Annotated in this window: 17 protein-coding genes and 3 tRNA genes; 11 read left to right on the top strand and 9 right to left on the bottom strand. The window is 68.9% G+C overall.

What is annotated here, in order from left to right; translation table 11 throughout:
- Window positions 1-93: 93 nt before the first annotated feature.
- From FS885_RS01100 to FS885_RS01115, 4 genes are all read right to left on the bottom strand, one after another.
- The gene (locus FS885_RS01100) at window positions 94-660 is read right to left on the bottom strand and encodes a GNAT family N-acetyltransferase (protein WP_144743141.1); all 567 of its coding nucleotides are present in this window, start codon (window positions 658-660) and stop codon (window positions 94-96) included.
- 9 nt (window positions 661-669) lie between these two features.
- Entirely contained in the window at window positions 670-1,965 is a 1,296-nt protein-coding gene (gene metK / locus FS885_RS01105; RefSeq protein WP_144743143.1) for a methionine adenosyltransferase, read from the bottom strand.
- A 134-nt stretch (window positions 1,966-2,099) separates the two neighbouring features.
- Window positions 2,100-4,712: a YhgE/Pip family protein gene (locus FS885_RS01110; protein WP_144743144.1), complete on the bottom strand. Its 2,613-nt coding sequence runs from the start codon at window positions 4,710-4,712 to the stop codon at window positions 2,100-2,102.
- A complete protein-coding gene (locus tag FS885_RS01115) occupies window positions 4,709-5,473 on the bottom strand; it encodes a P-loop NTPase family protein (RefSeq protein ID WP_144743147.1) in 765 nt (254 codons plus the stop codon). Before FS885_RS01115 ends, FS885_RS01110 begins: the two co-directional genes overlap by 4 nt.
- 248 nt (window positions 5,474-5,721) lie before the next feature.
- Here FS885_RS01115 and gltX point away from each other — a divergent pair, with 248 nt between their 5' ends.
- The 7 genes from gltX (at window position 5,722) to FS885_RS01150 (ending at window position 16,822) form a co-directional block, all read left to right on the top strand.
- Window positions 5,722-7,200: a glutamate--tRNA ligase gene (gene gltX / locus FS885_RS01120; protein ID WP_222419855.1), complete on the top strand. Its 1,479-nt coding sequence runs from the start codon at window positions 5,722-5,724 to the stop codon at window positions 7,198-7,200.
- A gap of 339 nt (window positions 7,201-7,539) precedes the next feature.
- Complete coding sequence (gene sdaAB, locus FS885_RS01125; RefSeq protein WP_144743151.1) at window positions 7,540-9,129, top strand: L-serine ammonia-lyase, iron-sulfur-dependent subunit beta; 1,590 nt, start codon at window positions 7,540-7,542, stop codon at window positions 9,127-9,129.
- 111 nt (window positions 9,130-9,240) lie between these two features.
- Window positions 9,241-10,878: a L,D-transpeptidase family protein gene (locus FS885_RS01130; RefSeq protein WP_186365717.1), complete on the top strand. Its 1,638-nt coding sequence runs from the start codon at window positions 9,241-9,243 to the stop codon at window positions 10,876-10,878.
- A gap of 9 nt (window positions 10,879-10,887) precedes the next feature.
- On the top strand, window positions 10,888-11,595 hold the full coding sequence (locus FS885_RS01135; RefSeq protein WP_144743155.1) for a response regulator transcription factor: 708 nt from the start codon (window positions 10,888-10,890) through the stop codon (window positions 11,593-11,595).
- A gap of 7 nt (window positions 11,596-11,602) precedes the next feature.
- Complete coding sequence (locus FS885_RS01140; RefSeq protein WP_186365718.1) at window positions 11,603-12,652, top strand: sensor histidine kinase; 1,050 nt, start codon at window positions 11,603-11,605, stop codon at window positions 12,650-12,652.
- A gap of 530 nt (window positions 12,653-13,182) precedes the next feature.
- Window positions 13,183-13,941: an ABC transporter ATP-binding protein gene (locus FS885_RS01145; RefSeq protein WP_144743156.1), complete on the top strand. Its 759-nt coding sequence runs from the start codon at window positions 13,183-13,185 to the stop codon at window positions 13,939-13,941.
- Window position 13,942: 1 nt separating this feature from the next.
- Window positions 13,943-16,822: an ABC transporter permease gene (locus tag FS885_RS01150; RefSeq protein WP_144743158.1), complete on the top strand. Its 2,880-nt coding sequence runs from the start codon at window positions 13,943-13,945 to the stop codon at window positions 16,820-16,822.
- A 152-nt stretch (window positions 16,823-16,974) separates the two neighbouring features.
- Here the strand turns inward: FS885_RS01150 and FS885_RS01155 are convergent, their stop codons facing one another.
- Entirely contained in the window at window positions 16,975-18,246 is a 1,272-nt protein-coding gene (locus FS885_RS01155; RefSeq protein ID WP_144743160.1) for a lysylphosphatidylglycerol synthase transmembrane domain-containing protein, read from the bottom strand.
- Between the two features lie 417 nt (window positions 18,247-18,663).
- Between FS885_RS01155 and FS885_RS01160 the strand changes: the two genes are divergently transcribed.
- The 4 genes from FS885_RS01160 (at window position 18,664) to FS885_RS01175 (ending at window position 20,601) form a co-directional block, all read left to right on the top strand.
- Window positions 18,664-20,103 (top strand): glutamate-cysteine ligase family protein, encoded by a 1,440-nt coding sequence (locus FS885_RS01160; protein WP_144743162.1) that lies wholly within the window; start codon window positions 18,664-18,666, stop codon window positions 20,101-20,103.
- 118 nt (window positions 20,104-20,221) lie between these two features.
- Window positions 20,222-20,298 (top strand) — tRNA-Glu (locus FS885_RS01165).
- Window positions 20,299-20,447: 149 nt separating this feature from the next.
- A tRNA-Gln gene (locus FS885_RS01170) sits at window positions 20,448-20,521 on the top strand.
- Between the two features lie 3 nt (window positions 20,522-20,524).
- A tRNA-Glu gene (locus FS885_RS01175) sits at window positions 20,525-20,601 on the top strand.
- Between the two features lie 157 nt (window positions 20,602-20,758).
- Here FS885_RS01175 and FS885_RS01180 read toward each other — a convergent pair.
- The 4 genes from FS885_RS01180 to arcA all read right to left on the bottom strand — a co-directional run bounded on the left by FS885_RS01180 (window position 20,759) and on the right by arcA (window position 26,733).
- Window positions 20,759-22,240 carry a DUF1846 domain-containing protein gene (locus FS885_RS01180; protein WP_144743164.1) on the bottom strand — a complete coding sequence of 494 codons (1,482 nt, stop codon included), beginning with the start codon at window positions 22,238-22,240 and terminating at the stop codon, window positions 20,759-20,761.
- Window positions 22,241-22,487: 247 nt separating this feature from the next.
- On the bottom strand, window positions 22,488-24,065 hold the full coding sequence (locus tag FS885_RS01185) for a YfcC family protein (protein WP_144743166.1): 1,578 nt from the start codon (window positions 24,063-24,065) through the stop codon (window positions 22,488-22,490).
- 146 nt (window positions 24,066-24,211) lie between these two features.
- A complete protein-coding gene (gene argF, locus FS885_RS01190) occupies window positions 24,212-25,207 on the bottom strand; it encodes an ornithine carbamoyltransferase (protein ID WP_144743168.1) in 996 nt (331 codons plus the stop codon).
- 284 nt (window positions 25,208-25,491) lie between these two features.
- On the bottom strand, window positions 25,492-26,733 hold the full coding sequence (gene arcA / locus FS885_RS01195) for an arginine deiminase (RefSeq protein WP_144743170.1): 1,242 nt from the start codon (window positions 26,731-26,733) through the stop codon (window positions 25,492-25,494).
- Window positions 26,734-26,957 lie beyond the last annotated feature (224 nt).

The raw sequence follows: 26,957 nt of genomic DNA on the forward strand, positions 1-26,957 counted from the left end.
GGCCCCGCCCTGCCTACAGAAGCGCCTCGTATTCGCGCCGTTGATGGAACACGCCGTACAGCGTGACGCGCCGCCGGCGCGCTGAAGCGGCCCCTACGCGCGCAGGTCGAGCTCCATGAGGTGCGCGGCGTGCACCACACCGTCCTCGTAGTGCAAAACGAAGACACCGCGGTCCTCGTAGCCGTGCGCGCGGTACAAACGCACCGCCGGCTCGTTGTTGTCGAACACGTCGAGGCGCAGCGTCGCGAAGCCGCGCTCGCGCGCCGCGGTGCTCGAGGCCTCGAGCAGGACGGGCGCGATACCCTGCCCCCGGTGCGCAGGGTCGACGACGAACAGGTGCAGGACGCCCACCTGGGGCTGCGGCGCATCGATGCGCCACGGCGCGACGGCATAGGTGGGGTCGTCGGCGTTGTCGACCACGCACGCGCCCACGACCTCCCCCGCGAGCTCCGCGACGATGAGCTCGCCGGCGGCGATGCGCTCGAGGAGCCCCTCACGGGTGGGGTAGTTCCCCCAGACCCACTCGATATCGAACGCGGTGCCCGCCATGTCGCGGCAGGCCGCCTCGTAGACGGCGCAGACCGCATCCAGGTCGGCCGGCGCCGCGGGCCGCACGCGCAGGTCGCGCGCGGGCGTCTTCCCAGCATGCTCGCAAGCCATGGAAACCCCCTAGAGGCCGCAGGCGGTGCGCAGCTCCTCGACGCGGTCGAGGCGCTCCCAGGTGAAGTCGGCGTCGTCGCGGCCGAAGTGCCCGTAGGCGGCCGTCTTCCCGTAGATGGGGCGGCGCAGGTCGAGGTCGCGGATGATCGCGCCCGGGCGCAGGTCGAAGACCTGCTCGACGGCGCGCTCGATGGCAGCCACCGGCACCTGCTCGGTGCCGAAGGTCTCGACCATGATCGAGAGCGGGCGCGCCACGCCGATGGCGTAGGCGAGCTGCACCTCGCAGCGGTGTGCGAGATGCGCGGCGACGACGTTCTTGGCGACCCAGCGGGCGGCATAGGCGGCCGAGCGGTCGACCTTCGTGCAGTCCTTGCCGCTGAAGGCGCCGCCGCCGTGGCGGCCGGAGCCGCCGTAGGTATCGACGATGATCTTGCGGCCGGTGAGACCGGTGTCGCCCATGGGGCCGCCCACGACGAAGCGGCCGGTGGGGTTCACGTAGACCGTGGCGCCGTCCCACGCGATGCCCGCGGCCTCCATGACCGGCGCGATCACGTGCTCGAGCATGTCGGCCTTGATGACGGCCATGTTCTCGACCTCGGGCGCATGCTGTGTGGAGATGACGATGGTCTCGACCGCGACCGGGCGGTCGTCCTCGTAGCGGACGGTCACCTGCGTCTTGCCGTCGGGCCTGAGGTAGGGCACCGTGCCGTCATGGCGCACCTGGGCGAGGCGCTCGGCGAGCCGGCTCGCCAGGTGGTGCGGCATGGGCATGTACGCGGCGGTCTCGTCGGTGGCGTAGCCGAACATCATGCCCTGGTCGCCCGCGCCGATGAGGTCGAGCGGGTCGGTGGTGGAGCCGGCCTGGACGTCGAAGCTCTCGTCGACGCCCTGGGCGATGTCGGGGCTCTGCCCGTGGATCATGTTGATGACGCCGCAGGTCGTGCCGTCGAAGCCGTACTTGGCGCGGTCGTAGCCGATGCGCGTGATCACACCGCGCGCGATCTCCTGCACGTCGACGTAGGCCTGCGTGCGGATCTCGCCGGAGACCACGACCATGCCCGTGGTGAGCAGGGTCTCGCACGCGCAGCGCACGTTCTCGAGCTTGGCGGGAACCCCGTCGGTGTCGACATAGCCCTGCGCCTCGAGGACCGCCTCCTTGGCGAGGATGGCGTCGAGTACCGCGTCGGAAATCTGGTCGGCGATCTTATCGGGGTGCCCCTCGGTCACCGACTCCGAGGTGAACAGATACGAGCGGGGCGCGGTCTTAGCAGCGCCGTGCGACGTGGAACGAAGCTCTTCCGACATGTTGGTTCCCTTCTTGAGATGACGTAGTCCACCGGCGGCCGTTACCATTCCGCCGGGCACGCGCTCGCGATGGCGAGCCTAGTGATTGTACTCCCCCGCCGGGACGCTCGGGCGCGAATCGACCGAGCAGCGTCTCATCCACCGAAAACGGACGAAACCGTCTCGCGGCCCGCGAGACGCTCGGGCCGCACGCGGCGCTTCGTGCGCGTGAGCGCGAGCAGGAGCGCCAAGGCGGCAGCGATCCACACCGCGGCCGCGACAGCCGAGGTGCCGAGCCCCGCCATCGAGCCCGCGACGGCACCCCTGAGCGCATCCGCGAGAAGCGGCACCGGAAGCACGCGCGCGAGCGCGGCCAACGCACCTCCCACCGCATACGAGGGCAGGACCGCGCCGGCGCACAGGAGCTGGAGGGCGAGCAGGCCGAGCGACACCGGCGCGGCCAGGCGGCCGCAGACGAGGCGGACGAGCTGGGCGATGAGCGCCAGCGCAACCGACCACGCGAGCACGAGGGCGATAAGCGCGGGCAGCGAGGCCGCCTCGACGCCGCCGATGAGCACGAGGGCGGCCACCGCGATAAGGCCCTGTGCGAGCCCGAAGAGCGCATGGAGCGCGCAGGGCGCGAGCACCGACGCGGGCGCAGAGTCCACGAGCAGAGCGCGCCGGTCGTAGGGCGCCACGACATGCGAGCACGCAAGGCACCCGAGCCAGAGCGCCGCCGCGAGCGCTATGGGCGCGATCTGCGAGGCCGTCGAGGGGGCCTCGTTCACCACCGTCGTCGCGAGCGTGACCGGGCGCGAGGCGACCTCGGCGCGCTCGTCCGCCCCGGACGAGACGTCCTGGAGCGCCTCGCCCGATGCCTGCATGGTGTCCGTGACCGTCTGGGACCCCTCGCCGAGCTGGCCGATCCCCTGGGCGAGCTGCCCCTGGACGCTCGCGAGGGCGCCGAGGCCGTCACCCAGGCCGGACACACCCGTCCCCACGGCCGAGAGCGCCTGGCCGAGCGTGACGCCGCCGCTGCCGAGCTGCGCGCTCGCCGAGGAGAAGCCCTCGAGCGCCTGCGAGAGGGCCTGGGTACCCGCCGAGATGCCCGTGGCGCCGGCGCCGATGGCGCCATCGGATGAGAGCAGCGAGGCCGTCGTCTCGACACCTGCCGAGAGCCGGTCCGTGAGCGCCGGCACCTGGGCGAGCTGACGTTGCGCGATGGCCACGTCGGCAAGTGCGGAGGAGATGGAGGTGCCATGGTCTGCAAGCGAGCCCGCGATGGATGCGGTGGCATCGCTCGCCGCGGCGGCGCTTTCCTGGAAACTCGACGCGTCCTGCGAGAAATCCCCGATCGCGGTAGCCGCCGCATCGATGCCGCCGGTAGCGGTCCCGGCGGCGGTCGAGAGCGCTTGCGCCTGCTGCGATGCGGTCTCCGCTCCCGCCTCGAGGCGCGGGGCCGCCTCCTGGAACGCCTGCGCATCGGCCTCGTAGGCGGCGATGAGATCGGTCTGCTCCTGGGTGATCGTCCCGCCGGCCGCCTCGGCCTCGAGCGCCGCGGCGAGGGCGATGACCCGGTCGCGGCCGTTCGCCCCGAGCCATCCCTCGCCCGCCTCACCCACTGCGGAGGCATCGGCGGCAAGACCGCTCTCGCCGTCGGCGCCGTTCACGGTGGCGGCCAGCGCGGATGCGGAGTCCGCTGCATCCTGGACCCCGCCGCGCGCCTGCTCGACGGCCTCCGCCGCTTCGGAGGCGGCACCCTGCACGCTATCGGCAAGAGACGACATGCTCGCCTGCGCTTGACCCAGTTCCTCCATCGGGGCGGCGAGCTCGCCCACGAGCTCGGCGAGGCCAGCGAGCGCCTCGGAGCTTTGCGCCAGCCGTTCGTTCGCGGCGCTCGTGAGCCCGCCCACGCCGTCGATGCCCTGGGCGACGGCGGCAAGGCCGTCCGCCGCCTGGTCGAGCCCCGTCGCGAGCGCCTCCGACCCCGCGAAAAGCGGGGATACCGCCTGCTCGTTCACCATGTCGATGCCCTCGGCGAGCGCTTGGTTTCCGGTGCCGAGCGCGCCGGTGCCCTGCGCGATGGCGTCGACGCCCTGGGTGAGCGCGGCGGTACCCTCCGCCGTCTGCTCGAGCCCCGAGGCGACGCCCGCCGCGCCCTGCCCGAGCGCATCATACGCCTCGTCGAGCATGACCGCGCCGTCGGCGGTGAGCGTGAGGCGCGACGCCTCGCCGCTCACGTCGTTCAAGATGGAGACGAGGTACTGCTCCCCGAGCTCGCCCCTCAGGCGCTGCTGCACCAGGCGCATGACGGCAGAGCCCTCACGGGTCGCGAGCACGTTTTGCGCGCCGTCCGAGATGACCTCGATGCGCGCCTGCGCGGGGTCGTCGCCCTCGAGGCTCGCCACCTGCTCGGAGTACTCCTCGGGAATCTGGACGATCAGGGTGTAGGCGCCCGACGCGAGGCCCTCGTCCGCCGTCGCGCGGTCCACCTCGTCCCAGGCGACGTCGCCCGCATCGATGAGCTCGTGCACGAGGTCGTCGCCCGCGCGCACCTCCTTGCCGGAGGCATCCTTCGCCCCCCGGTCGAGGTTGACGAGCGCGACCGCCATCCGCCCGCTCGCATCGAGCGACGGCGCCACCACCACGACGAGCATAAGCGCGAGCACCGCCGGGACCAGCAGCGCCGCGATGGCCGCGATGCCGTGGGAGCGCTCGCGCGCGAGGCGCGAGGCTGCCTGACGCAGCGTATCCATGAAGCCGTTCACGAAGCGGACACCTCCGTATCCTTAACGCCGCCGCAGGCACGGAGCGCCTCCGCGGCATCGATATCGAGCGCGAACGCGGCATCGGCCGCCCGGGCAGCGGCGGGCTCGGCCGTCGCGAACACGAGCGCGCAACCGAACGCGCGCGCTGCCGCGCCCAGCTCGCCCACGAGCGCCACCGCCTCGTCGCGCGGGAGCGCCCCGATGAGGGGATCGGCGAGGTCGACGACGGCGACCTGCGGTGTGCCCACACAGGCGAGGGCGGCCGAGAGGCGCGCCCGGTTGAGCGCGGCGAGCTCATCCGCGCGCCGCGACGCCTCGGTCGCGATGCCGAACGCCGCGAGATAGTCCAAGACGTCGCCGCCGGACCGCCGCGCACCCTCCCCGCGGGGGCCGCGCAGGTGCATCTCGCGCGCGACGGCCTCCTCGACCGTGGACGACCCAGGGATGTCGGCGATGCCTGAGAAGATGCCGATACCCACCGTCCCGCGCGGCAGCGGCGCGGCGAGGCCGCCCCGCAGGCCCCTCCCCGCCGCGGTGCGGGCGGCGGCGAGCTCCGTGCCCGCCACCTCAAGGGAGCCCGACACCGGGCGCACGAGGCCCGCGATGGCGAGCAGGAGGTCGCGCGCGGGAGCCGCCTCGGCGCTCAGCAGCGCGCAGGTGCGCGCACGGCGCGCCTCGAAGGAGACGTACTCGAACGAGCGGTAGCCGGATACGGCATATGAGGCGTCGCGCGCGGCGACGGCGATATCTTCAGAGGACACGAACCCTCCCGGGACGGTTTCGCTATATCTGCATAGTCATACCCCATTTCACCCCCACGAGACAATTCGCAAGCACGATATCGACGGACACGGGGTCCCGGCGCGGCCGCTCCGTCGATTGTCTGCTTGCGAATCCGTTCGGCGGGGCGCGCATCCATGAGGCGGTGCGCGCATCCGCGCGGCAAAGACCCGCGCATGTGCGTATAATGGCTAGAGCATCTGCGAGACCTACAGCCAAGGAGCTCTACATGTCCGACGTCCGCGTCCGCTTCGCGCCCTCGCCGACGGGCAAGCTGCACATCGGCGGCGCCCGCACGGCCATCTACAACTGGGCTTTCGCCCGCTCGACGGGCGGCACCTTCATCCTGCGCATCGACGATACCGACCCCACCCGCTCCACCGACGAGAACACCCAGATCATCCTGCGCGCCATGCGCTGGCTGGGCCTCGATTGGGACGAGGGCCCCGAGGTCGGCGGCGACTTCGGCCCCTACGCGCAGACCGAGCGCCTCGATATCTACCGCGAGGCCGCCGAGCGCCTGCTCGCCGAGGGCCGCGCCTACCCGTGCTTCTGCACGCCCGAGGAGCTCGAGGCGGACCGCGCCGCCGCCAAGGCGCGCAAGGACCCCTTCCAGGGCTACCAGCGCCGCTGCCGCTCCATCCCCGCCGACGAGGCGCGGGCGCGCATGGAGGCCGGCGAGCCCTATACGCTCCGCATCAAGGTGCCCGAGGACCGCGGCGACGTCATCGTCGAGGACGCCGTCCACGGGCGCGTGGTCTTCGACGCCAAGGAGCTCGACGACTTCGTGATCTTCCGCTCCGACGGCACGCCCACCTACAACTTCACCACCGTGGTCGACGACGTCGCCATGGGCATCACGCACGTCATCCGCGGCGACGACCACCTCTCCAACACCCCGCGCCAGGTCATGGTCTACGAGGCCCTCGGCGCGCCGGTGCCCGTCTTCGCGCACATCTCGATGATCCTCGGCGCGGACGGCAAGAAGCTCTCCAAGCGCCACGGCGCCACCTCGGTCGAGGAGTACCGCGAGGCCGGCTACCTCCCCGACGCCTTCGTGAACTACCTGGCGCTCCTCGGCTGGTCGCTCGACGGCGAGACCACGGTCATCCCGCGCGACGTGCTCGCGAGCCGCTTCTCGCTCGACCGCATCTCCAAGAACCCGGCGACCTTCGACCCCAAGAAGCTCGACTGGATGAACGCCGAGTACATCAACGCGATGGACGATGCCGCGTTCACCGACGAGATCATGATCCCCGAGCTCAAGGCCGCGGGCACCGATATCGACCGCAGCGCGCGCAGCGACGCCTGGTGGAACCTGCTCGCCGAGATCGTGCGGCCGCGGACGAAGATGCCCGCCGACGCCGCGGCGGTCGCCGCGCCCATCTTCGCCACCGCGAAGACCCTCGCCTACGACGAGAAGTCCGTCGCCAAGGGCCTCGCCAAGGAGGGCATGGGCACGGTGCTCGACGCCGCGCGCGTGGCGCTCGGGACCCTTCCCGCCGACGAGTGGGAGGCGGCCAAGATCGACGCCGCGCTCGAGCCCCTGCCCGACACCCTCGACCTCAAGAAGCGCGTCGTCTTCCAGGCGGTCCGCGTCGCCGTGTGCGGCACCATGGTGAGCCCGCCGCTCGGCGAGACGATGGAGCTCATCGGCCGCGACGACTGCATGGCGCGCATCGAGCGCGCGCAGGGGCTGGCGCTGTAGCCCGGCGTCGATGAGGCGCCCTCCCCATACGGGAGGCAGCGCTTGCGCATGAAACCAGGAGCGTCCCGTGCGGGGCGCCCCTGGTTTTTTCGTTCGCTGGCTCGCCAGGGCCAAGGTCGCGCTGCAGGGCAGCTCGAAGCGGCCGCCGGGGACGAGCAGCACGCACCCTTCAGAGCACCCGGCGTATCGGACAAGCGTACCGCTCTGGAATCGCCGGGACGGCGCGGGTTGCGATGAACGGGGCGCCATTCTGTGGGACAATCGGGCGTAGCGGACGTGGCCCCTCATGCAAGGCGACCGGGCGCCCGCGACGCTATCGGCTCGACCGGGAAGGTGAACATGGCGAATATCTCCGCGTTCGAGATCCTGGGCCCCATCATGGTGGGCCCGTCCTCCTCCCATACGGCGGGCGCGCTCAGGTGCGCCCAGGTGGCCGCCTCGCTCATGGAGCGACCGGTGGTACAGGCGAGGTTCGTGCTGCACAACAGCTTCGCGCACACCTACCGCGGGCACGGCACCGACCGCGCGTTGGTCGCGGGCATCTTGGGCCTCGCCACCGACGACGAGCGCATCCGCGACGCCTTCTCCCTCGCGCGCGAGCGCGGGCTCGCCTTCGAGTTCGTCCCCGGCGAGGACTCGGAGCGCCTGCACCCCAACACCGTCGACATCGAGATGCGCGACGACGCCGGCACCGTGTGCACCGTGCGCGGCGAGAGCCTGGGCGGCGGGCGCGTGCGCCTCTCGCGCATCAACGGCGTCGACGTGAAGATCACCGGCGAGTACGACACCATCTTCGTGGCGCATCGCGACGCGCGCGGCGTGCTCGCCGCCCTCACGGTCATGCTCTCCGACCGCGGCGTGAACATCGCCTTCATGCGCACCTACCGGACCGAGCGCGGCGGCGCCGCCTACACGGTCTTCGAGCTGGACGAGCTTCCCGAGGGCGAGGACCTCGACGACCTGCTCGGCTCGCTGCGCGCGCACGCCGAGGTCCGGGTGGCGACGCTCATCCGCGTGCCCGGGGCCGCGCCGGCGTCGGGCGCCACGGGTGCGGAGCCCGCCTTCGGAACCGCGGACGAGCTCCTCTCCCGCAGTGCCGAGCTCGACTGCACGCTGGGCTGCGTCATGCGCCTGCGCGAGGAGTCGCTCCAGGGCGCCGCGGGCGCGCACGGCGCCATGGCACGCGTGATCGAGACCATGCGCACCGAGACGACCGCGCCGATAGAGCACCCCCAGCGCTCGCTCGGCGGGCTCATCGGCGGCGAGGCGGCGCGGGTGCACGCGGGCGCCGAGACGCTCGCGCCCCAGCTCATGGGCTCCGTCCAGAGCGATGCCGTCGCGCGCGCCATGGCGGTCCTCGAGCGGAGCGCCGCCATGGGCGTCATCGTCGCCGCGCCCACCGCGGGCTCGGCGGGCGTGGTGCCCGGCTGCGTGCTCGCCCAGGCGAGCGCCCTCGGCGTCGACGATGCCGCGGTCGAAGGCGCCCTCTACACCGCGGCGGCCGTGGGCCTGCTGCTCTCGCAGAACGCGAGCGTCGCGGGCGCCGAGGGCGGCTGCCAGGCGGAGGTCGGCAGCGCCGCGGCGATGGCAGCCGCGGCCCTCGTCGAGCTCAACGGGGGGACGCCCGCCCAGGCGCTCGATGCCGCCTCGATCGCGCTCGGCAACCTCCTCGGGCTCGTCTGCGACCCGGTGGGCGGGCTCGTGGAGGTCCCCTGCCAGAACCGCAACGCCATCGGCGTCGCCGCAGCGTTCTCGTCGGCGCAGCTCGCGCTCTCGGGCGTGGCGAGCCTCGTGCCGTTCGACGAGATGGCGACCGTGATGCGCGACGTGGGGCGGGCCCTGCCGGCGACCCTGCGAGAGACGGCGAAGGGCGGCATCGCGCAGGCACCGACCGCCTGCAGGGCGTGCGCGGCGTGCGCGAAGGCGTGATGCCACGCAGGCGAGCATGAGCCCCGGGACTGCGGTCCGCGCGGACAGGTATAATCGCCTACGTGTACCCTACCGATGTGTACCCCACGATTCGCGGAAGACGGTGTCTCGATGCCCCTCCCTGAAGATCAGGCGCGCTCCTCGGTGACCGCGCCTTTGCCCATCAAGCCCGCCGGCGGCCACTTCGCCGGCAGCGAGAAGAAGCCCGAGGACGACCGGCGAGGTGACGCCGGCAAGAAGCCCGACGGCGACCCGGAGCGCAAGCCCCGCCGGCGCGGGCGCCTCGTGCGGCGCCTGCTTCTGGGTATCGTCCTTCTGGTCGGCATCGCCTACGGCGCGGGCGTCGCCGTGTTCTCCAACATCTACTACCCCGGCACCACGATCGCAGGCGCGGACGTCTCGCTCGTGGACTCGGGCAGCGCCGCCGCGCGCATCCGCTCATCGGTGAACCGCTATACCCTCACCGTCGAGGGCGCCGGCTTCAGCTGGCAGTACGCCCCCGAGGACCCCGACGAGCTCATATCGGCATCTGCGGCGGCCGAGGCGACGCTTGCCCAGAACGAGCCCTTCAAGTGGCCCGTCCGCCTCTACGAGGCCGTGACCGCCCCGCGCGAGCAGGCGACCTCAGCGCCCCTGGAGCTCGGGGCCGAGCCCGACTTCTCCCTCTTCGCGAGCGACTTCGACCGCGCCGGCTTCGAGGAATCGCTCGGCGCCGCCATCGACGCCTTCAACGAGGGCCGCTCGGGCACGTTCGATGCCGCGAGCGCCTACGACGCCGAGCAGGGCGCCTTCACCGTCGAGCGCGCCCGCTCGAACGAGAAGCTCAACCGCGACAACATCATCGCCCTGGCCGAGCTCGCGCTCTCGCGGCTCGACGCCACGGTCTCGCTCGATGCGCTCGGCGCGGACGCCTTCGTGCCGCTCAACGGCAGCATCGACGACGCGCACCTCGAGAGCGTCTGCGAGGGCGCCAACCAGCTTCTGGGCACCCAGGTCACCTTCCAGATGGGCGGGACCGAGGTCGCAAGCATCGACAACTCGACCGTCGCCCAGTGGATCGTCTTCGACGAGGCGCTCAACGCCTCGATCGACCAGGAGGCTGCGGGCGCCTGGGCCCAGAACCTCGCGAAGTCGCTCACGACGGTGGGCACCGAGCGCACCTACACGCGCGAGGACGGCAAGGAGGTCACCGTCTCGGGCGGTACCTTCGGCTGGAGCGTCGACGCGGACACGTTGACCCAGCTCGTGCTCGACGCCGTGACGCAGAAGCAGACCGGCTCCATCGACGTGCCCTGCGCCCGCGAGGGCGACCGCTACGGCGGCGCCGGCGCCCGCGACTGGGGTGCCTACATCGACATCGACATCTCCGAGCAGCACGCGCGCTACTACGACGCGAACGGCAACGTGCTCTGGGAGTCCAACGTCATCACCGGCAACCCCAACCAGGGCAACAGCACCCCGACCGGCGCGTACCGCCTGCGGGCCCGCTCGCGCGACGTCACGCTCATCGGCAAGAAGGACCCCGAGACCGGCGAGCCCGAGTACGAGACGCCGGTATCCTACTGGATGCCCTTCATCGGGAGCGCCGTGGGCCTGCACGACGCCTCGTGGCAAAGCGACGCCTCCTTCAACGACCGCAACGCGTTCCGCAGCGTGGGCAGCCACGGCTGCGTGAACCTGCCGCCCGCCAAGGCCCAGGAACTCTTCGATATGGTCTCCGTGGGCGTGTGCGTCGTCGTCCACTACTAGGCGGCGCGCATGGGTGCGAAGATCCTTCTGGTCGAGGACGATCCCACCATCGTCGAGTCCCTCTGCGAGCTGCTCGCCGGCGAGGGCTACGCTGTCGACTGCGCCTCCACGCAAGACGAAGCCATCGCGCTCGCCCTCGGCGGGGGCGGTAGTGCGGGCGCGCGGCCCGGCGCTCCCTACCGGCTCGTGCTCCTCGACGTGACGCTCGCCCAGGGCAACGGCTTCGCGGTGTGCGGCGCCATCAAGCGCGAGCGGCCGGAGCTGCCCGTGATCTTCCTCACCGCCTCCGACGACGAGTTCAACACGGTGACCGGCATCCAGATGGGCGCGGACGACTACGTGGCCAAGCCCTTCCGCCCGCGCGAGCTCCTCGCGCGCATCGCCGCCGCCATCAGGCGCGCGGAGCCCCAAACGCGCCTCGTGCGGCTGGGCGACCTCGTCATCGACACCGACCGCGCCCATGTCGAGCGCCAGGGCCGCGAGGTCGTGCTCTCGGCGCTCGAGTACCGCCTGCTGCTCCTGTTCGCCACCAACCCGGGCAAGCTCGTCACGCGCGAGATGATCCGCGACGCCCTCTGGGACGACGCGGGCACCTATATCGAGGAGAACACGCTGTCGGTCTACATCAAGCGCCTGCGCACCAAGGTCGAGGACGACCCCGCCCATCCGCGGCTCATCGTCACGGTCCGCGGCCTCGGCTACAAGGCTCAAGGCTAGGTGCGCCATGCTGTCGCGCAACCGTGAGCTCGCCCGCGCCCTCGCCGTCTGGCTCGCGCTCGTCGCCGCCGCGGGCATCCTCATAGGCCGCTCGGGCGGACCCGCCGCCGGTCTCGCTGCGGCCGCCGCCTGCGCCGTGACCGCGCTCCCCCTCCTCGCGCTCACCTGGATGCGCTACCGCCGGCTCGCGCGCCTGAGCGAGCGCCTGGACGCCGTGCTCCACGGCGAGCGTGACGTGGACCTCTCGAGCATGGACGAGGGCGAGCTCGCCATCCTCGGCAGCGAGCTCGACAAGATGGTCGCGCGCCTCACGCTCACGGCCGACGAGCTCGCCCGCGAGAAGGAGGCGCTCGCCGACGCCCTCGCCGACATCTCGCACCAGATCAAGACGCCGCTCACCTCGATCTCGATCACCACCGAGGTCGTGCGCAAACACCTCGCCGAGGCAGGCGGCATGGAGGCCGAGGTCGAGCGGCTGCGGCGCATCGAGCAGCTCGAGCTGCGCGTCGAGCGGCTCGTCTCCGCCCTGCTCAAGCTCGCGCGCCTCGACGCGGGGACCATCGAGCTCAGCCGGGCGCCGGTCGATGTCGCCCGGCTGGTGGAGGATGCCGCCGCACCGCTCGCCGTCGCCTTCGACATCGCCGACGTGGCGCTCGAGCGCGAGATCGACCCCGCCTGCTCGTTCACCGGCGATGCCGCCTGGACGGCCGAGGCGCTCGGCAACATCCTCAAGAACTGCATGGAGCACACCCCGGCGGGCGGCACCGTGCGCGTCGAAGCATGGGAGGATGCCCTCGCCTGCCGCATCCGCGTGACCGACACCGGGCCGGGTATCGCCGAGGAGGACCTGCCGCATGTGTTCGAGCGCTTCTACCGGGGAGGCCGCGGGGCCGCGGGCGATGCGGTGAACCCCGCGGGGGTGGGCATCGGGCTCTCGCTCGCCCAGAGCCTCATCGCCGCCCAGGGCGGGACCCTCACCTGCAGAAACGAGCGGGACCAGGCAGGCGCGGTCCGCGGCGCGCAGTTCGACATCGCATTCTTCAAGGCCATCGTCTGACGGCGGGTGGCACCAGGGCCGGGGCGCCAGCGGGCACGCCCCTACCATTCACGGTTCAAATGAACAGCGAACGGCAACGATCGCGCCATCCGCTATTCAAATGAACGGCGAGTGTCACAAAATGCCATCCGAATGGAAAATGAAGAAACAGAGGTTGCGCGGATCCATCCATGCAAGCGTTCTACCAGCGCGTTTATATGGTTGCGAAGCGGACGAGACCATCCGATTGATTTCTGAACCTCAATTCTTATTCAATAATCAATCGAATTGCTTTTCAGCCGAAGAATGCGAGCCGGGACATAGGAGGCGGACCGGATATCCCAAGCCGAGGAAGATTAGAATGCATATTCACATGCGCCTATTCCCGGGACAAGCGGCCTCGTGCGATCGCGGCGGGACAAACGGCCCCATCACCGATGTCACCCGCCCCGTATCCCACGTGACGGAATCGTCACGCGGCGGTCATCTGGGCGCAAGGGCGCATGCGCAGTATGGTTGGTGACGTATCCCCACGAACGCTAGGAGCACCCATGAATATCCTTTCCGTGGAGCACCTCACCAAGGTCTACGGCAAAGGCGACACCGCCGTCACCGCCCTCGACGACGTCTCGTTCACCGTCGAGGCGGGAGAGTTCATCGCCATCATCGGCAGCTCGGGCTCGGGCAAGTCGACCCTGCTGCACCTCATGGGCGGGGTCGACCGCCCCACCTCGGGCACCGTCCGGCTGCAGGGCCAGGACATCTTCGCGCGCACGGACGAGCAGCTCGCCGTCTTCCGCCGCCGCGAGGTGGGCCTCGTCTACCAGTTCTACAACCTCATCCCTGTGCTCGATGTGGTGGAGAACATGACGCTGCCGGTCCTCATGGACGGGCGTGCGGTGAACGCCAAGCGCCTCGACATGCTCATCGCCACCCTCGGCCTCAAGGGACGCGAGCACTACCTGCCCAACCAGCTCTCCGGCGGCCAGCAGCAGCGCGTCGCCATCGGCCGCGCCCTCATGAACGCACCGGCCGTGGTGCTCGCCGACGAGCCCACCGGCAACCTCGACTCCAAGAACTCGGCCGAGATCATGGCGCTTCTGCGCAGCTCCAACCGCCACCTCAAGCAGACCCTCATCGTGATCACGCACGACGAGGACATCGCCCTCATGGCGGACCGCGTGATCGCCATCGAGGACGGCCGGCTCGTGCGTGACGAGCGCCGCCGCCCCGTGACCCCCGCCATCATGGGCGGCGCCGCCCGCGGGACGGTCGGAGCCGTCCCCAGTGTCCCGGGGGAGGTGCGCTAGGATGGGCATCTTCACGCGCTTCACCGTCAAGTCGCTCAAGCGTAACCGCACCCGCACCGTCGTATCGATCATCGGCGTCGCGCTCTCGTGCGCGCTGCTCACCGCCATGCTCACGAGCGTCGTCTCGCTCACGAGCATGCTCATCGAGCGCACGGCGGCGGACGAGGGCTGGTGGTACGCTGAGGCTGCCGGCATCACGGCGGACGACCTCGAGCGCCTGCGCGAGGAGCCCGGCGTCGTCGATTGGACCGGCATCGCCGACCTCGGCACCGTCTCGCTCGGCGATGAGAACAGCAGCCTCTTCGGCAAGTACCTCTACGCCAAGACCTGGCCCGACGTGACGGGCGAGGATGAGCCCCTCGTCGCGACGCCCGAGATCGTCGCCGGCCGCGCACCCGAGGCTCCCGGTGAGATCCTCCTCCCCCACTACCTGCAGAACGCTGAGCTCGCCCCCTGCGGCCTCTCCACCGCGGACGGCGGGGCGATCGAGCTGGGCGACGAGGTCACCTTGGACCTCGGCACGCGCACGGTCACGAGCATCACCGACGGCGTGAGCTTTACCGTGACGAGCCTGCGCGGCGACTATATCAACGAGGAGACGCAGACCGAGTCCTTCAGCGCCGACCTCGGGCAGATGAGCGGCACGGTCGTGGGCTTCTACCGCAGCTACGGCTACTCCGCCACGCTCGCCATGCAGGGCAACGCCGTCTACGTCTACGACGATGGGACGGCGCTCGAGCGGGTCATGACGGACGGCTCCGACGCCACCTGGGCATCGGTCCTCTTCCGCACCGAGAACCCCGCGGACGCCGAGCCGCTCGCTGACGAGATCGTCAACGTCCACGAACGCACCGTCGACGGCGGATCCTCGGTCCACACGTCCCTCATCCGCTGGATGGGCGTCACGCCGGACACCGCCATCTGGAACACGCTCTACCGGATCGCGGGCATCCTCGCCGCCATCGTGGTCGTCGCGGGCGTGTCGCTCGTCTACAACTCCTTCGCGATCTCCGTGGCCGAGCGCACGCGGCAGTTCGGCCTGCTCTCGAGCCTGGGCGCGAGCCGCCGGCAGCTCCGCCGCACGGTGCTCACCGAGGCGCTCGTCATCGGAGCGATCGGCATCCCCGCGGGCGTCATGCTCGGCCTCGCCGGCTGCTACGCTGTCTTCGGCATCCTGGGCGAGGGCATGTCCGCGATGGCCGGCGGTGCGACGGCCCGTGTCGTGTTGAGCCACGTCGCGATCGCCATCGCGGTGGCGCTCTCACTTGTGACGCTCGTCGTGAGCGCCTGGGTCCCCGCGATCCGCGCGAGCCGCGTCTCCGCCGTCGACGCCATCCGCCAGACGCAGGACGTGCGCCTCTCCCGCCGCGCCCGCCGCGCCCAGCGCCGGGCCGAGCGCCGCGGGAAGCATGGCGACGCCCTTGCTCGGCCCCTCGGCCTCACGGGGCGCATCTTCGGCGTCCCCGGCCTCATCGCCCACAAGAACCTCACGCGCGCGAGCTCCAAGGGGCGGGTCACCGTGGCCGCGCTCGCCGTCTCGGTGGCGCTCCTCATCACCTCGGGCTCCATCGCCGACGTCATGGGCTACGCATCCGACACCGCCGTCGACACCATGGACGGCCAGGACCTCGTGCTCTACATCGACGCGACCGGCGCCGGAGCCGACCAGACGCTCGCGCTCGCCGACGGCAAGGTCGACGGGCCGGGCATGCAGGAGGCGCTCGAGCGCTTCTACGCCGACGTCCAGGATATCGAGGGGGCGGCGCCCAACGGCTACGCCACAAGCTACGTCTCCGACGCGCTCATGCCCGCCGGCATGCTCTCCAGCGAGGTCACGAACCTCGATACCGGCACGCCGCTTCTGGCCGACGGTTCCTGGTACGGCAGCGCCTACGTTGAGTTCGTCGACGAGGCCAGCTGGGAGGCCTATGTGGACGGGCTCGGCCTCTCGCGCGATGGGTTCTGCGACCCGGACCGTCCCCGTGCCATCGCCGTGAACTCCTATGACATCCACGATGGCGAGACCTACGGCAACTACCGGCCGTTCGAGGGCACCGGCACCGTGCGGTCGCTCGAGTTCGCCGACCTCGACGGCCGCTTCATCGCTCGCATCGAGGACGACCCCGCAGGCAGCCTGCGCGCGGTGTACTTCAATGACGAGGGCACCGAGTGCTACCTCCCCTACGACGAGGCGGTCGCCGGCGAGCAGGATATCGAGGTCGGTGCGCTTGCGGACACGAAGCCCGCCTGCGTCGATGCCACCGGCACGCTCACGCTCGTCCTCCCGGCCTCGGCCATCGACGTGGCGGCGAACAGCGGCTATGTCCGCGCGAGCATGTCCTTCGACACGGGCGGCGACGCGGCGCGTGCCACGGATGCCCAGGAGGCGATCGAGGCTATCGCCGCGGACTATCCCGAGCTCGACGTCACCTACACGAACGTCGCCCAGAGCAAGCTCCAGTCGCGCCTCATGGCGACCACGGTGAACACGTTCATCTTCCTGTTCGCCGTCATCACGGGCCTCATCGCCGTGGCGAACGTCTTCAACACGCTCGCGAACGCCCTCATCCTGCGCCGCCGCGAGTTCGCGGTCCTCAAGTCCATCGGCATGGGCAACCGCGCCTTCCGCCGCATGGTCGCCTACGAGTGCGCGAGCTACGCGCTGCGCGGCTTCGCGATCGGCTTCGCGCTGGCGCTGATCGCGACCTTCGGGCTCTACCAGTCCATGATGCTCTCGTACAGCACCTACGAGTTCACCCTGCCCTGGCTGCAGGTCGCGGTGGCGGTCGCCGTCGTCCTCGCGGTGATCTTGGCGAGCGTGGCGTACGCCATGGTGCGCACCCGCGCCGCGAGCATCGTCGACGCGCTGCGCACCGAATAGCGGGACAGCGGGGCAGGGCCGCATATCCCAAGATGGCACCGGGACGCGCATGCCGTCCCGGCGCCATTCCCGGCACCTGATCTGTAACCATGAAGCTGAGCCAACCGGACATCCGGGCGCCCGGGGCGATCGGCCCCGTCCCGGCGCCACGGCTACTTGCGGCGGCGGACCGCCTTCGGCGAGACGGTGATGCCACCCGAGGTCTGGCGCACCTGCTGGCGGCGCGGGCGCGTGGGAGCGGGCTGCGACACGGACGTCTTGGCCTCGGAGGTGGGGGCGCGATGGGCCTTAGCGGCGCGGGCGGGGCGCTCGCCGCCGTGCACGATGCGGTCCCAGCGAGCGTGGATGCTCGCGTTGCGGGCGGACTTGAGGCCGAGCAGCGGGGCCGTCAGGATCGTCGGCGCGAAGAACGTGATGAGGCGCCATACCAGGTAGCCCGCGGTCGCGGACGCCCCGAAGAAGTGGCCCAGGAAGAGCGCGAAGCCGCCCTCGGCGCCGCCCGTGCCGCCCGGCAGCGGGACCGCGGAGGACAGGAGCTGGATGAAGGCGCCGGCGGCGAGGCACGACAGGAAGTCGACCTCGTGGTTGCCGAACGCGAGCAGCACGAAGTAGGGCACCATGTAGAAAAACGCGAGCTGCGCCATAGTGACGATCATCGTGATGCCCATCGACGACAGGTGCGCCGCGGCATGCTTGAAGTGGTCGGAGAACGAGTAGATCTCGTTGTTCACGTAGTCGCGCCACCCGCGCGTGCGGTCGCTCTCGCCGCCGATGCGCTCGACGAAGCCGATGCACCACGTGGCGAGCTTGGTCACGAACCCCGGGCAGAGCGAGACGATGAAGAGGGCCGTGAGCAGCACGACGTGGCCGCCGAAGCTGAACAGGCACAGAAGCGTCATGTCGCCGTAGAGCTCGGTGAAAAAGGGCAGGCGCACCGCGAGCAGGATGGCGCCCCAGGCGACGAGGCCCACCTGGAAGACGATATAGCGCGTGAACTGCGTGGCACCCGCCTCGCCCACCGGCTGGCCCGCCTTGGTGAGGCGGTAGATCTGGGCCGGGGTGCCGCCGACCATCATAGGCGTCAGGTTGCCGAAGAACACGCCCGACGCCTCGACCGAGATGAGGTCGCGGATGCCCACGGGCGAATCGGGGTCGAGCCACACGGCGATCGCGTAGGCCGCGACGCCGAAGATGAAGTAGAGCACCATGCACAGGCACGCCACGACGATCCAGGACATGTCGACCGTGGCCAGAGCCTCGACGAACTGGGCCATCTGCCCGGTGAACACAAGGTAGACGATATAGGCCACGAGCACGAGGCCGATGAAGATCGCACCGCGGCGGGCGCCCTTCTTATCGTCCCCGCCGGCAGCCGAGGCGTCGACGCGCGGCTTAGGGGAGGCGGTATGCTGGGATTCCGACATGGTTCTCCTTGGATGCGCTTGCGCGCGATCGCAGATCCTCACAACACTCCTATTGTAAAGCAACGCATAGCCCGCGAGCCGCCGGGAGCGCTCTGCGATGTAACTCCATGCGCGCCGTGTGCCGCCGGGGCACCGCCCCGCACGCTCGTTGCGGTATTCGGTGTGAGTTTTCCCGGGACCCGCGAAAGCAAGGCAAGCCCGAGATCGTGACCTGCGGTTTTCCTGGTGGGCACGGACCGTCGCGCTGACTTTGAAAAATCTCGCACCGAATACCGCAACGAACGTTCCCGATGCACCGTCGAGCCGATCCCGCACCGGGAACGATTCGCTGAAGTTAACCCGCATGCCGCGCCGAGCCGCACCGCGGTGCCCAAAGTGGGTAGGATGGAGAGGATGCAACCGTTTCAAGGAGCGACCATGCCCACGCAAGACCCCACGCGCATCCCCTCGTTCACCGGCTCCTTCCGCCGCAACCTCGACGCGCTCATCGACCTCTTCGAGCGCGGCGACAAGGATCCCGCGGGCAAGAAGATCGGCTTCGAGCTCGAGCGCATCTTCATCGGCGCCGACGGCGCGACCGTCCCCTTCTCGGGCGAGCGCGGCGTGGCGGCGCTCCTTGATGAGCTGGCACGGGGCCATGGCGAGGACGAGCGGGTCATGATCGACGGGCACCTGCTCGGCCTCTCCTATACGACCGCGACCGAGCTCGAGCCGGTCGAGGTCAACGTGTCGCTCGAGCCGGCGGCCCAGCTCGAGATCTCGGCGGGGCCGGCCCACTCGGTCAAGGCGCTCTACGACGCCGTCTGCGCCTTCGATGCCGACGTCGAGGCGGCATGCCGCGCCATCGGCCTCGATGCGCACCTGGTGCCGGTGGGCTACAACCCCGTCGTCGCCGACCCGCGCGAGCTCGAGCTCATCCCCAAGGAGCGCTACCGCGACATGGACGCCTACCTCTCGCGGCGCGGGCGCTACGCGCGCGACATGATGCGCTGCACCGCCTCCACGCAGGTCTCGCTCGACTACGAGAACGAGCAGGACGCCGCGCGCATCTACCGCATGGCGACGCTTCTGGGGCCGCTGCTCGCCTTCCTCTTCGACAACGCCCCCGTCTTCCGCGCGAAGCCCTCCCCTGGCATGGCGCGCTCGCGCATCTGGCACCACGTGGACGTCGACCGCTGCGGCATCGTCCCCGGGGCGCTCGAGGGGCTCAGCTTCGAGGACTACATCCTCTGGGTCTCCGGCGTTAAGCCCATCCTCTTCACCGATGCCGGGCACGTCACGACCCCGACCGGCGACCGCTACGCCCGCGACCTCATGTCCGAGCGGCCGCTCGAGCGCTCGGAGCTCATGCACCTGCTGTCGATGGTCTTCCCCAATGTCCGCCTCAAGGGCTTCGTCGAGCTGCGCGAGATGGACGCGCTGCCGCCGCGGCTCGCCGCCGCGTGCACGAGCTTCACCGGCGCGCTGTTCTACGACAAGTGCCTCGAGGCCAAGCTCGCCGAGCTCCTCGCCGAAGCGCTGCCCCACGGCTTTGCGGGCATCGACGAGAACGACGCGGTCGTCGCGCGCATCCACCTCGAGGAGCAGGGCTGGGACGCCGAGGCCTACGGCGTGCCGGTCCCCGTCATGACCGAGGCGCTCGTCGCCATCGCGTGCGAGAACATCGCACTCGGCTGCGGCTGCACCGGCATCGGCGAGGACGCGCCCGCATCCGTCACGGTGCCCGTCGTGCGCGAGACCGGCGCGGCGAGCGACTTCGACCTCGAGGGCATCGAGCTGCTCGCCCGCATGTGGGCGGAGCGGCGCCTGCCGCGCGACGAGAGCACCCGCGAGATCGCCGCGCTCGGCATCGCCTAGCCGACGTCCGCCGCTCCACGAGTTGCCCACAACTTCAGGTTCTTGGAAAATGGGGCTTGCGCAGACGTGACGCTTCCCGTAATATTCTCTTCGCTGAGCACGCGAGTGCTTGCGACATGGCCCGTTCGTCTAGCGGTTTAGGACGCCGCCCTCTCAAGGCGGAGATCACCAGTTCGAATCTGGTACGGGCTACCAAGACCTTCACGCAGGCCCCATCGGGGCCTGTTTTCGTTTACGGGCCCCACAGTCCGCCCTTCTGAAATTGCCCATAAATTGGGGCTTGCGCTCTCGCGGTACCTGCCGTATTATCTTTATCTGCGCAGCCGCGAGGCTGTGTATGCCACTGGGATGTCGTCTAATGGCAGGACAGCGGATTCTGGTTCCGTCAATGGGGGTTCGACTCCCTCCATCCCAGCCATATGGCCCGTTCGTCTAGCGGTTTAGGACGCCGCCCTCTCAAGGCGGAGATCACCAGTTCGAATCTGGTACGGGCTACCACGAATGCGAACAGGCCCCGCAAGGGGCCTGTTTTCGTATCGGTTCATGTTCGGGCGTACGGCGGGCCGGCCGCCAGCGGGCGCGATCGCCGCCCAGGGCCGTCCCAGATGGCATGGGCCACCGGCTGCCGAGGCGACCGATGGCCCGAGCGGCGATCCTACCGGTGGAAATACGTGTGGCGCTCGTACTTGGGCTCGCAGCACACGTTGATGCCGAGCTTCTTGAGCAGCGCCTCATCGGTCGCCGAGATGATGACCGAGAAGAACGCGTCGCAGCCGCGCAGGAGCGGAAGGCCCGCGAGCACCTGGGCCGCCACCTCGCTCGTCGCCGAGGTGATGGAGAGCGCGATGAGGGTCTCGTCTGGATGGAGGCGCGGGTTGTGGCTTCCCAGCTGCGTCGTCTTGAGACGGGATATGGGCTCGATCGCCTCGTTGCTGATGACCTCGAGCTCCATGTCGACGCCGGTGACGCTCTTGAGCGCGTTCATGAGCAGCGAGCTCGCCGCACCCAGGCGCTCCGAGGTCTTGCCGGTCACCACCGAGCCGTCGGGCAGCACCATGGCACCCACCGGGGCGCCCGTGGTCTCCTCCTTGAGGAGCGCCGCGGAGCGCGCGGGCGAGAGGTCCTTCCCCACCCCGGCCTTCTTCATGATGACCTTGAGCTTGTCCACGAGCCCCTGGCCGGTGCCCGTGCGCTTGACGTTCACGGCGGCGGTGAAGTAGCGGCGCACGATCTCCATGCAGGCCGCGTCGCGGCAGGCCTCGTCGTCGGTGATGGCGAAGCCGACCATGTTGACGCCCATGTCAGTCGGGCTCTGGTAGGGGCTCTCGCCCATGATCTTCTCCATGAGCGCCTTGACCACCGGGAAGGCCTCGACGTCGCGGTTGTAGTTGACCGCGGTCTTGCCGTAGGCCTCCAGATGGAACGAGTCGATGATGTTCGAGTCGTCGAGGTCGACGGTGGCCGCCTCGTAGGCGATGTTCACGGGGTGCTTGAGCGGCAGGTTCCACACGGGGAAGGTCTCGAACTTGGCGTAGCCGGCCGAGACGCCGCGGCTGTGCTCGTGGTACACCTGCGAGAGGCAGGTCGCGAGCTTGCCCGAGCCGGGGCCGGGCGCCGTCACGACGACGAGCGGGCGCGTGGTCTCCACGAACTCGTTTCTGCCGTAGCCCTCCTCGGAGACGATGAGGTCGATGTCGTGCGGGTAGCCCTCGATCGGGTAATGGAGCTTGCAGGGGATGCCGAGCATGGCGAGGCGGCGGCGGAACACGTCGGCAGCGGGCTGGCCGGCGTACTGCGTGAGCACCACGGCGGCGACGGCGAGGCCGTTGCTGCGGAAGATATCGGCAAGGCGCAGCACGTCCTCGTCGTAGGTGATGCCCAAATCGCCGCGGGCCTTGTTCTTCTCGATGTGGTTCGCGTTGATGGCGATGATGATCTCGACGTCGTCCGAGAGGCTCTTGAGCATGCGGAACTTGCTGTCGGGCTCGAAGCCGGGAAGCACGCGCGACGCATGGTAGTCGTCGAAGAGCTTGCCGCCGAACTCGAGGTAGAGCTTGCCGCCGAACTGGTCGATGCGCTTGCGGATCTGCTGTGCCTGAAGCTCGATGTACGTGTCGTTACTGAATCCCTGGCGCATGGGACCGGTCCCCTCTCGTCCGCTCACAACAACCCAACCAGTATAGCCGAGGGCGCCGCGATTCCATGGAGAAGCGCCCCGCGGGGCAGCCGGGACCACGCGAAGCGCATCAAACGGATTCGCCCCCTCCCGTGCACGGTTCGGGAGGGGGCAAGGTAGGGTCACACCGGGCGCCAGGCGCTCCGGTTGACGACTCATGACCCCGGGGCCGCAGGAGACGGGCGGCCGGGGGCGATCCGGCTCGCGACTAGAGGATCACGAGAGCGGCCGTCACGACGATGATGCAGACGATGGACAGGACCACGATGAGCTTCATCGCGAACTTGAGCCAGGTCGTCCACTCGATGCGGGCGAGCGCGAGGCCGCCCATGATGGCGCCGGAGGTCGGGGTGAACAGGTTCACGACACCGCTGGCGCTCGCGAAGATCATGACCATGACCTCAGGCGAGAAGCCGAGGGCGCTGGCGAGGGGCCCCATGATGGGCATGGAGACCGTGGCCATACCGGAGGTCGACGGGATGAGGAACGACAGGACGAAGTAGATGAGCCAGGCGATGGGTGCGAACAGGATGCCGGACACGCCCTCGAGGGCGGTGGCGGCGGCGTTCAGCACATAGAGGTCGAGGCCCGTGGCGGCCATGAGGACGGAGATGCCGCGGGCGAGCGCGATGACGAGCACGACGCTCATCATGTCGGCGGCGCCGGCGATGAAGGTGTTCACGATCTCCTTCTCGGAGAGGCCGCCCACGATGCCGATGACGATGGCCATGATGAAGAACCAGGTCGATGCCTCATCGAAGTACCACTGGCCGATCGGCAGGCCGGTGATGATGGCGGACCAGCCCTGGGCGGTCTGCACGTCGGTGGTCGAGATGCCCTCGACGGTGCCGTCCATGGTGGTCACGGAGCCGTTGGCGTCGTCGTAGGCGGCGACGAGGTCGTCGCTCGTGACCTCGGTCTCGACGGTCTCCCACTGGGAGCCGGCGTCGAAGAAGTTCGCCACGCCCTCGTTGAGGTCGGCGATGGGGATGAAGCCCAGGATCATGACGACGAACGTGAAGGCGAAGATCACGAGGACGCCCTTCTGGCGACCGGTGAGCTTGATGTCCTTGTTGACCTCGGACGCGGCGGCGCCATGGGCCTCCTCGGCGTTCTGCATCTCCTGCAGCGACAGGATGGTCGAGCCCTTGTCGGCCTTGACCTTCTTGGCGTAGCTCATCACGAAGACAATCGAGATCGCCGTGGTGATGACGCAGAGCACGAGGCCGAGACCGATGATGATGGTCTGGTCGGCCTCGATGCCGACACCGCGCAGGGAGTCGACGGCCGCGCCGACGGCGAACGGGTTGACCGTGGAGCCCAGGCAGCCGCAGCCGGCGCCGAGCAGGACGGTGGCGGCGCCGACCATCGGGTCGAAGCCGGCGGCCATCATGGTGGCGGCGAGCAGCGCGTAGAACGGCACCGTCTCCTCGCACATGCCGTAGGTGGTGCCACCCAGGGCGAAGATGATCATGAGGACCGGGATGATGGCGATCTCGTTGCCCTTGAGCTTCTTGACGAGCACGGCGATGCCGTTGTCAAGCGCGCCGGTCTTGGTCATCATGCCCAGGAAGCCGCCCAGGATGAAGACGAAGAGGCAGACGGGAAGCGCGTCAGCGAAGCCCTTGACCGGAGCGGTGAAGAAGTCGCTCAGGTTGGCCGCGGTGACCTGGTCGGGAGCGACGCCGGACACGATGACCGTGACGATCGCTACAATTGCAAGCAACAGAAGAAGAATGGTGAACGACGATAGCATGCCGCGCTTTTTCTTGGTGGCTTCAGCCATTTCTTCTTCCTCCCTTCTAATCGATCGGCTGCAGGTAAACTGCCCTTCCGTGCATAAGGGATTCCAGCTGATTGGTTGAAATGGAATCTAATCGGTTCCCTGATATGGATCGGGCGGGCGCCCCCACGCCCGCCCGAACACGAAACCTACTTCAGGGTCGCGTACATCACGGCCTTGATGGTGTGCATGCGGTTCTCAGCCTCATCGAAGACCTTGGACTGCGGGCCCTCGAAGACCTCGTCCGTGACCTCCATCTCGGTGACGCCGAACTTCTTGGCGATGTCGGCGCCGATGGTGGTGTTGGTGTCATGGAACGAGGGCAGGCAGTGCAGGAAGATGGCCGACGGGTCGGCGAGGTTCATGAGGTCCTGCGTGACGCGGTAGGCCTCGAGCTGCTTGATGCGCTCGGTCCAGACCTCGTCGGGCTCGCCCATCGAGACCCACACGTCGGTGTAGATGACGTGGGCGCCGCGGCAGGCCTCCTCGGGATCCTCGGTGAGGGTGATGGTGCAGTTGTTGGCGGCGGCGATGGGCTTGCAGGCCTCGATCACGTCGTCGGCGGGCATGCACTCCTTGGGGCCGCAGGCGACGAAGTTCATGCCGAGCTTGGCGCACACGACCATGAGGGAGCGGGCGACGTTGTTCTTGGCGTCACCCATGAACACCAGGGTCTTGCCCTTGATGTCGTAGTTGAAGTTCTCCTGGACGGTCAGGATGTCGGCGAGCATCTGGGTGGGATGCCACAGGTCGGTGAGGCCGTTCCACACGGGCACGCCGGACTTGGCGGCGAGCTCCTCGACGTCCTCCTGGGCGAAGCCGCGGAACTCGATGCCGTCGTACATGCGGCCGAGCACGCGCGCGGTGTCCTCGATGGACTCCTTCTTGCCCATCTGCGACGAGCCGGGATCGAGGTAGGTGACGCCCATGCCGAGGTCCATGGCGCCGACCTCGAAGGCGCAGCGGGTGCGCGTGGAGGTCTTCTGGAACAGCAGGACGATGTTCTTGCCCTCGAGGTAGCGATGCGGGGTGCCGGTGCGCTTCAGGTCCTTGAAGTTCTTGGAGAGCTTCAGCATGTACTCGATCTCCTCCGTGGAGAAGTCGAGCAGGCGCAGGAAGCTGCGGCCGGAGAGGTTAACACCCATGGTTCGTTCCTTTCGTTCGAATCCGTGCACGGGGCGGCGTGCGCCCCATCCGTCGTTCAGGCAAGAGCACGTCTGTGATCCTGCCGAGGCATCTCGAGTGCGCCGGCGCCCGTGGTGAGAGGAGAGACACGCCGTTTCGCCGAACGCGCAGAAGCGCCGGGAACTCGAAACACCTAGCGGGTGCGGCGCGGCGCCTCGCGCTTGTCGCCGCACCCGATACTACAAATCATCGATCGCGGGCCCCCGCCGCATGGCGCGGGAACCGGATCGCACCGACAGACGGACTAGAGGTCCTCGCGCCAGAACGGCATGCTCATGCAGCGCGGGCCGCCACGGCCGCGGGAGAGCTCGGCCGAGGGCACGACCAGAAGCTCCATGCCCTCCTTGTAGAGGACGTCGTTGGTGACGTTGTTGCGCTGGTAGACGCAGATCTTGCCCGGGGCGACGGCGAGCGTGTTGGAACCGTCGTTCCACTGCTCGCGCGCGGCCGCGATCGGGTCGCCGCCACCGCAGGGGATGAGCTTAACGGCGTCGAGGCCCATCGCCTTGGCGAGGATGTTCTCGAGCTTGTCGTTGATCTCGACGATCTCGACCTCGCCGGGGTTCTTGCCCGGGGTGAGCTTGAACACCTGGAGCGTGCCCATGATGGCGGGATGGATGGTGAACTTGTCGACGTCGATCTGCGTGAACACGGTGTCGAGGTGCATGAAGGCACGGGACACGGGGATGTTGAACGCGAGGATCGTGTCGATCTTGGAGTCGGAGTTCCAGAACATGTTCTGGGCCATCACGTCGATGGCGGCAGCCTGGGTGCGCTGCGAGATGCCCACGGCCACGGTGTGCTCGTTGATGTTGAGCACGTCGCCGCCCTCGGTGTGGAAGGAGGCATCGCGACGGAAGTACAGCGAGACATCCTTGTAATCGGGATGGTACTTAAAGATGTACTTGCCGTACAGGGTCTCGCGGTTACGGGTGACCGAGTACATGCGGTTGAGGTTGACGCCGGTGCCCACGACGGCGAACGGGTCGCGCGTGAAGTAGAGGTTCGGCATCGGGTCGACGATCAGGTCGGACTCGCCCTCGTTGTTCACGAGCGCGTCGAGCGTCACCGAGCTGGTGTGGGGCATATGGACCTCGGCCTTGGTGATGCCGGCCATGGTCTTCTTGACGTACTCCAGGTTGTCGGTGATGGAGTCGAGGAGCTCGCTGACGGCAGCGGGCGCCATCTTGCCCTTGATGCCGGCCTCGGCCAGCCACTGCTGCTGGAACTCGGCTCGGGCCTCGGGGACCGCGTCGAACGCCTCGGCCACCAGCTTCTCGAGGTACAGAACCTCGACACCCTGCTCGCGCAGGATCTCAGCGAAGCGGTCGTGCTCCTGCTGGGCGACCTCCAGGAACGGAACGTCGTCGAAGAGCAGGCGCTCGAGCTCGTCGGGCGGCAGGTTGAGCAGCTCATCGCCGGGGCGATGCAGGCAAACCTTCTTTAGCTGCCCGATCTCGCTCGTTACGTGCAAGCCTTTCGTCATGTCCTCCTACCTTTCTGCCTTGGCCGCGAAGCGGCCGCCTACGCACCGTGCACAACGCACGATGCGTGTTGCACACACCATTGATATATCCATTTTTCCAAAATCTGAACCCTAGTTCCGCCAACGGTACTAAAGAGCGGGGGAACGGTATATTGCGAAACAATGACCGGTTTTGCACTTTATCTAGTTAAAGCGTTTACGTGCGCAAATAATATCGCTTCTAT

The sequence above is a fragment of the Enorma burkinafasonensis genome (assembly GCF_902150035.1).
GTDB classification, from domain to species: domain Bacteria; phylum Actinomycetota; class Coriobacteriia; order Coriobacteriales; family Coriobacteriaceae; genus Enorma; species Enorma burkinafasonensis.

Coding starts and splice junctions, on each gene's coding strand:
- FS885_RS01100 (WP_144743141.1), bottom strand. CDS start 660: ATGGCTTGCGAGCATGCTGGGAAGACGCCCGCGCGCGACCTGCGCGTG.
- metK (WP_144743143.1), bottom strand. CDS start 1,965: ATGTCGGAAGAGCTTCGTTCCACGTCGCACGGCGCTGCTAAGACCGCG.
- gltX (WP_222419855.1), top strand. CDS start 5,722: ATGTCCGACGTCCGCGTCCGCTTCGCGCCCTCGCCGACGGGCAAGCTG.
- sdaAB (WP_144743151.1), top strand. CDS start 7,540: ATGGCGAATATCTCCGCGTTCGAGATCCTGGGCCCCATCATGGTGGGC.
- FS885_RS01130 (WP_186365717.1), top strand. CDS start 9,241: ATGCCCCTCCCTGAAGATCAGGCGCGCTCCTCGGTGACCGCGCCTTTG.
- FS885_RS01135 (WP_144743155.1), top strand. CDS start 10,888: ATGGGTGCGAAGATCCTTCTGGTCGAGGACGATCCCACCATCGTCGAG.
- FS885_RS01140 (WP_186365718.1), top strand. CDS start 11,603: ATGCTGTCGCGCAACCGTGAGCTCGCCCGCGCCCTCGCCGTCTGGCTC.
- FS885_RS01145 (WP_144743156.1), top strand. CDS start 13,183: ATGAATATCCTTTCCGTGGAGCACCTCACCAAGGTCTACGGCAAAGGC.
- FS885_RS01150 (WP_144743158.1), top strand. CDS start 13,943: ATGGGCATCTTCACGCGCTTCACCGTCAAGTCGCTCAAGCGTAACCGC.
- FS885_RS01155 (WP_144743160.1), bottom strand. CDS start 18,246: ATGTCGGAATCCCAGCATACCGCCTCCCCTAAGCCGCGCGTCGACGCC.
- FS885_RS01160 (WP_144743162.1), top strand. CDS start 18,664: ATGCCCACGCAAGACCCCACGCGCATCCCCTCGTTCACCGGCTCCTTC.
- FS885_RS01180 (WP_144743164.1), bottom strand. CDS start 22,240: ATGCGCCAGGGATTCAGTAACGACACGTACATCGAGCTTCAGGCACAG.
- FS885_RS01185 (WP_144743166.1), bottom strand. CDS start 24,065: ATGGCTGAAGCCACCAAGAAAAAGCGCGGCATGCTATCGTCGTTCACC.
- argF (WP_144743168.1), bottom strand. CDS start 25,207: ATGGGTGTTAACCTCTCCGGCCGCAGCTTCCTGCGCCTGCTCGACTTC.
- arcA (WP_144743170.1), bottom strand. CDS start 26,733: ATGACGAAAGGCTTGCACGTAACGAGCGAGATCGGGCAGCTAAAGAAG.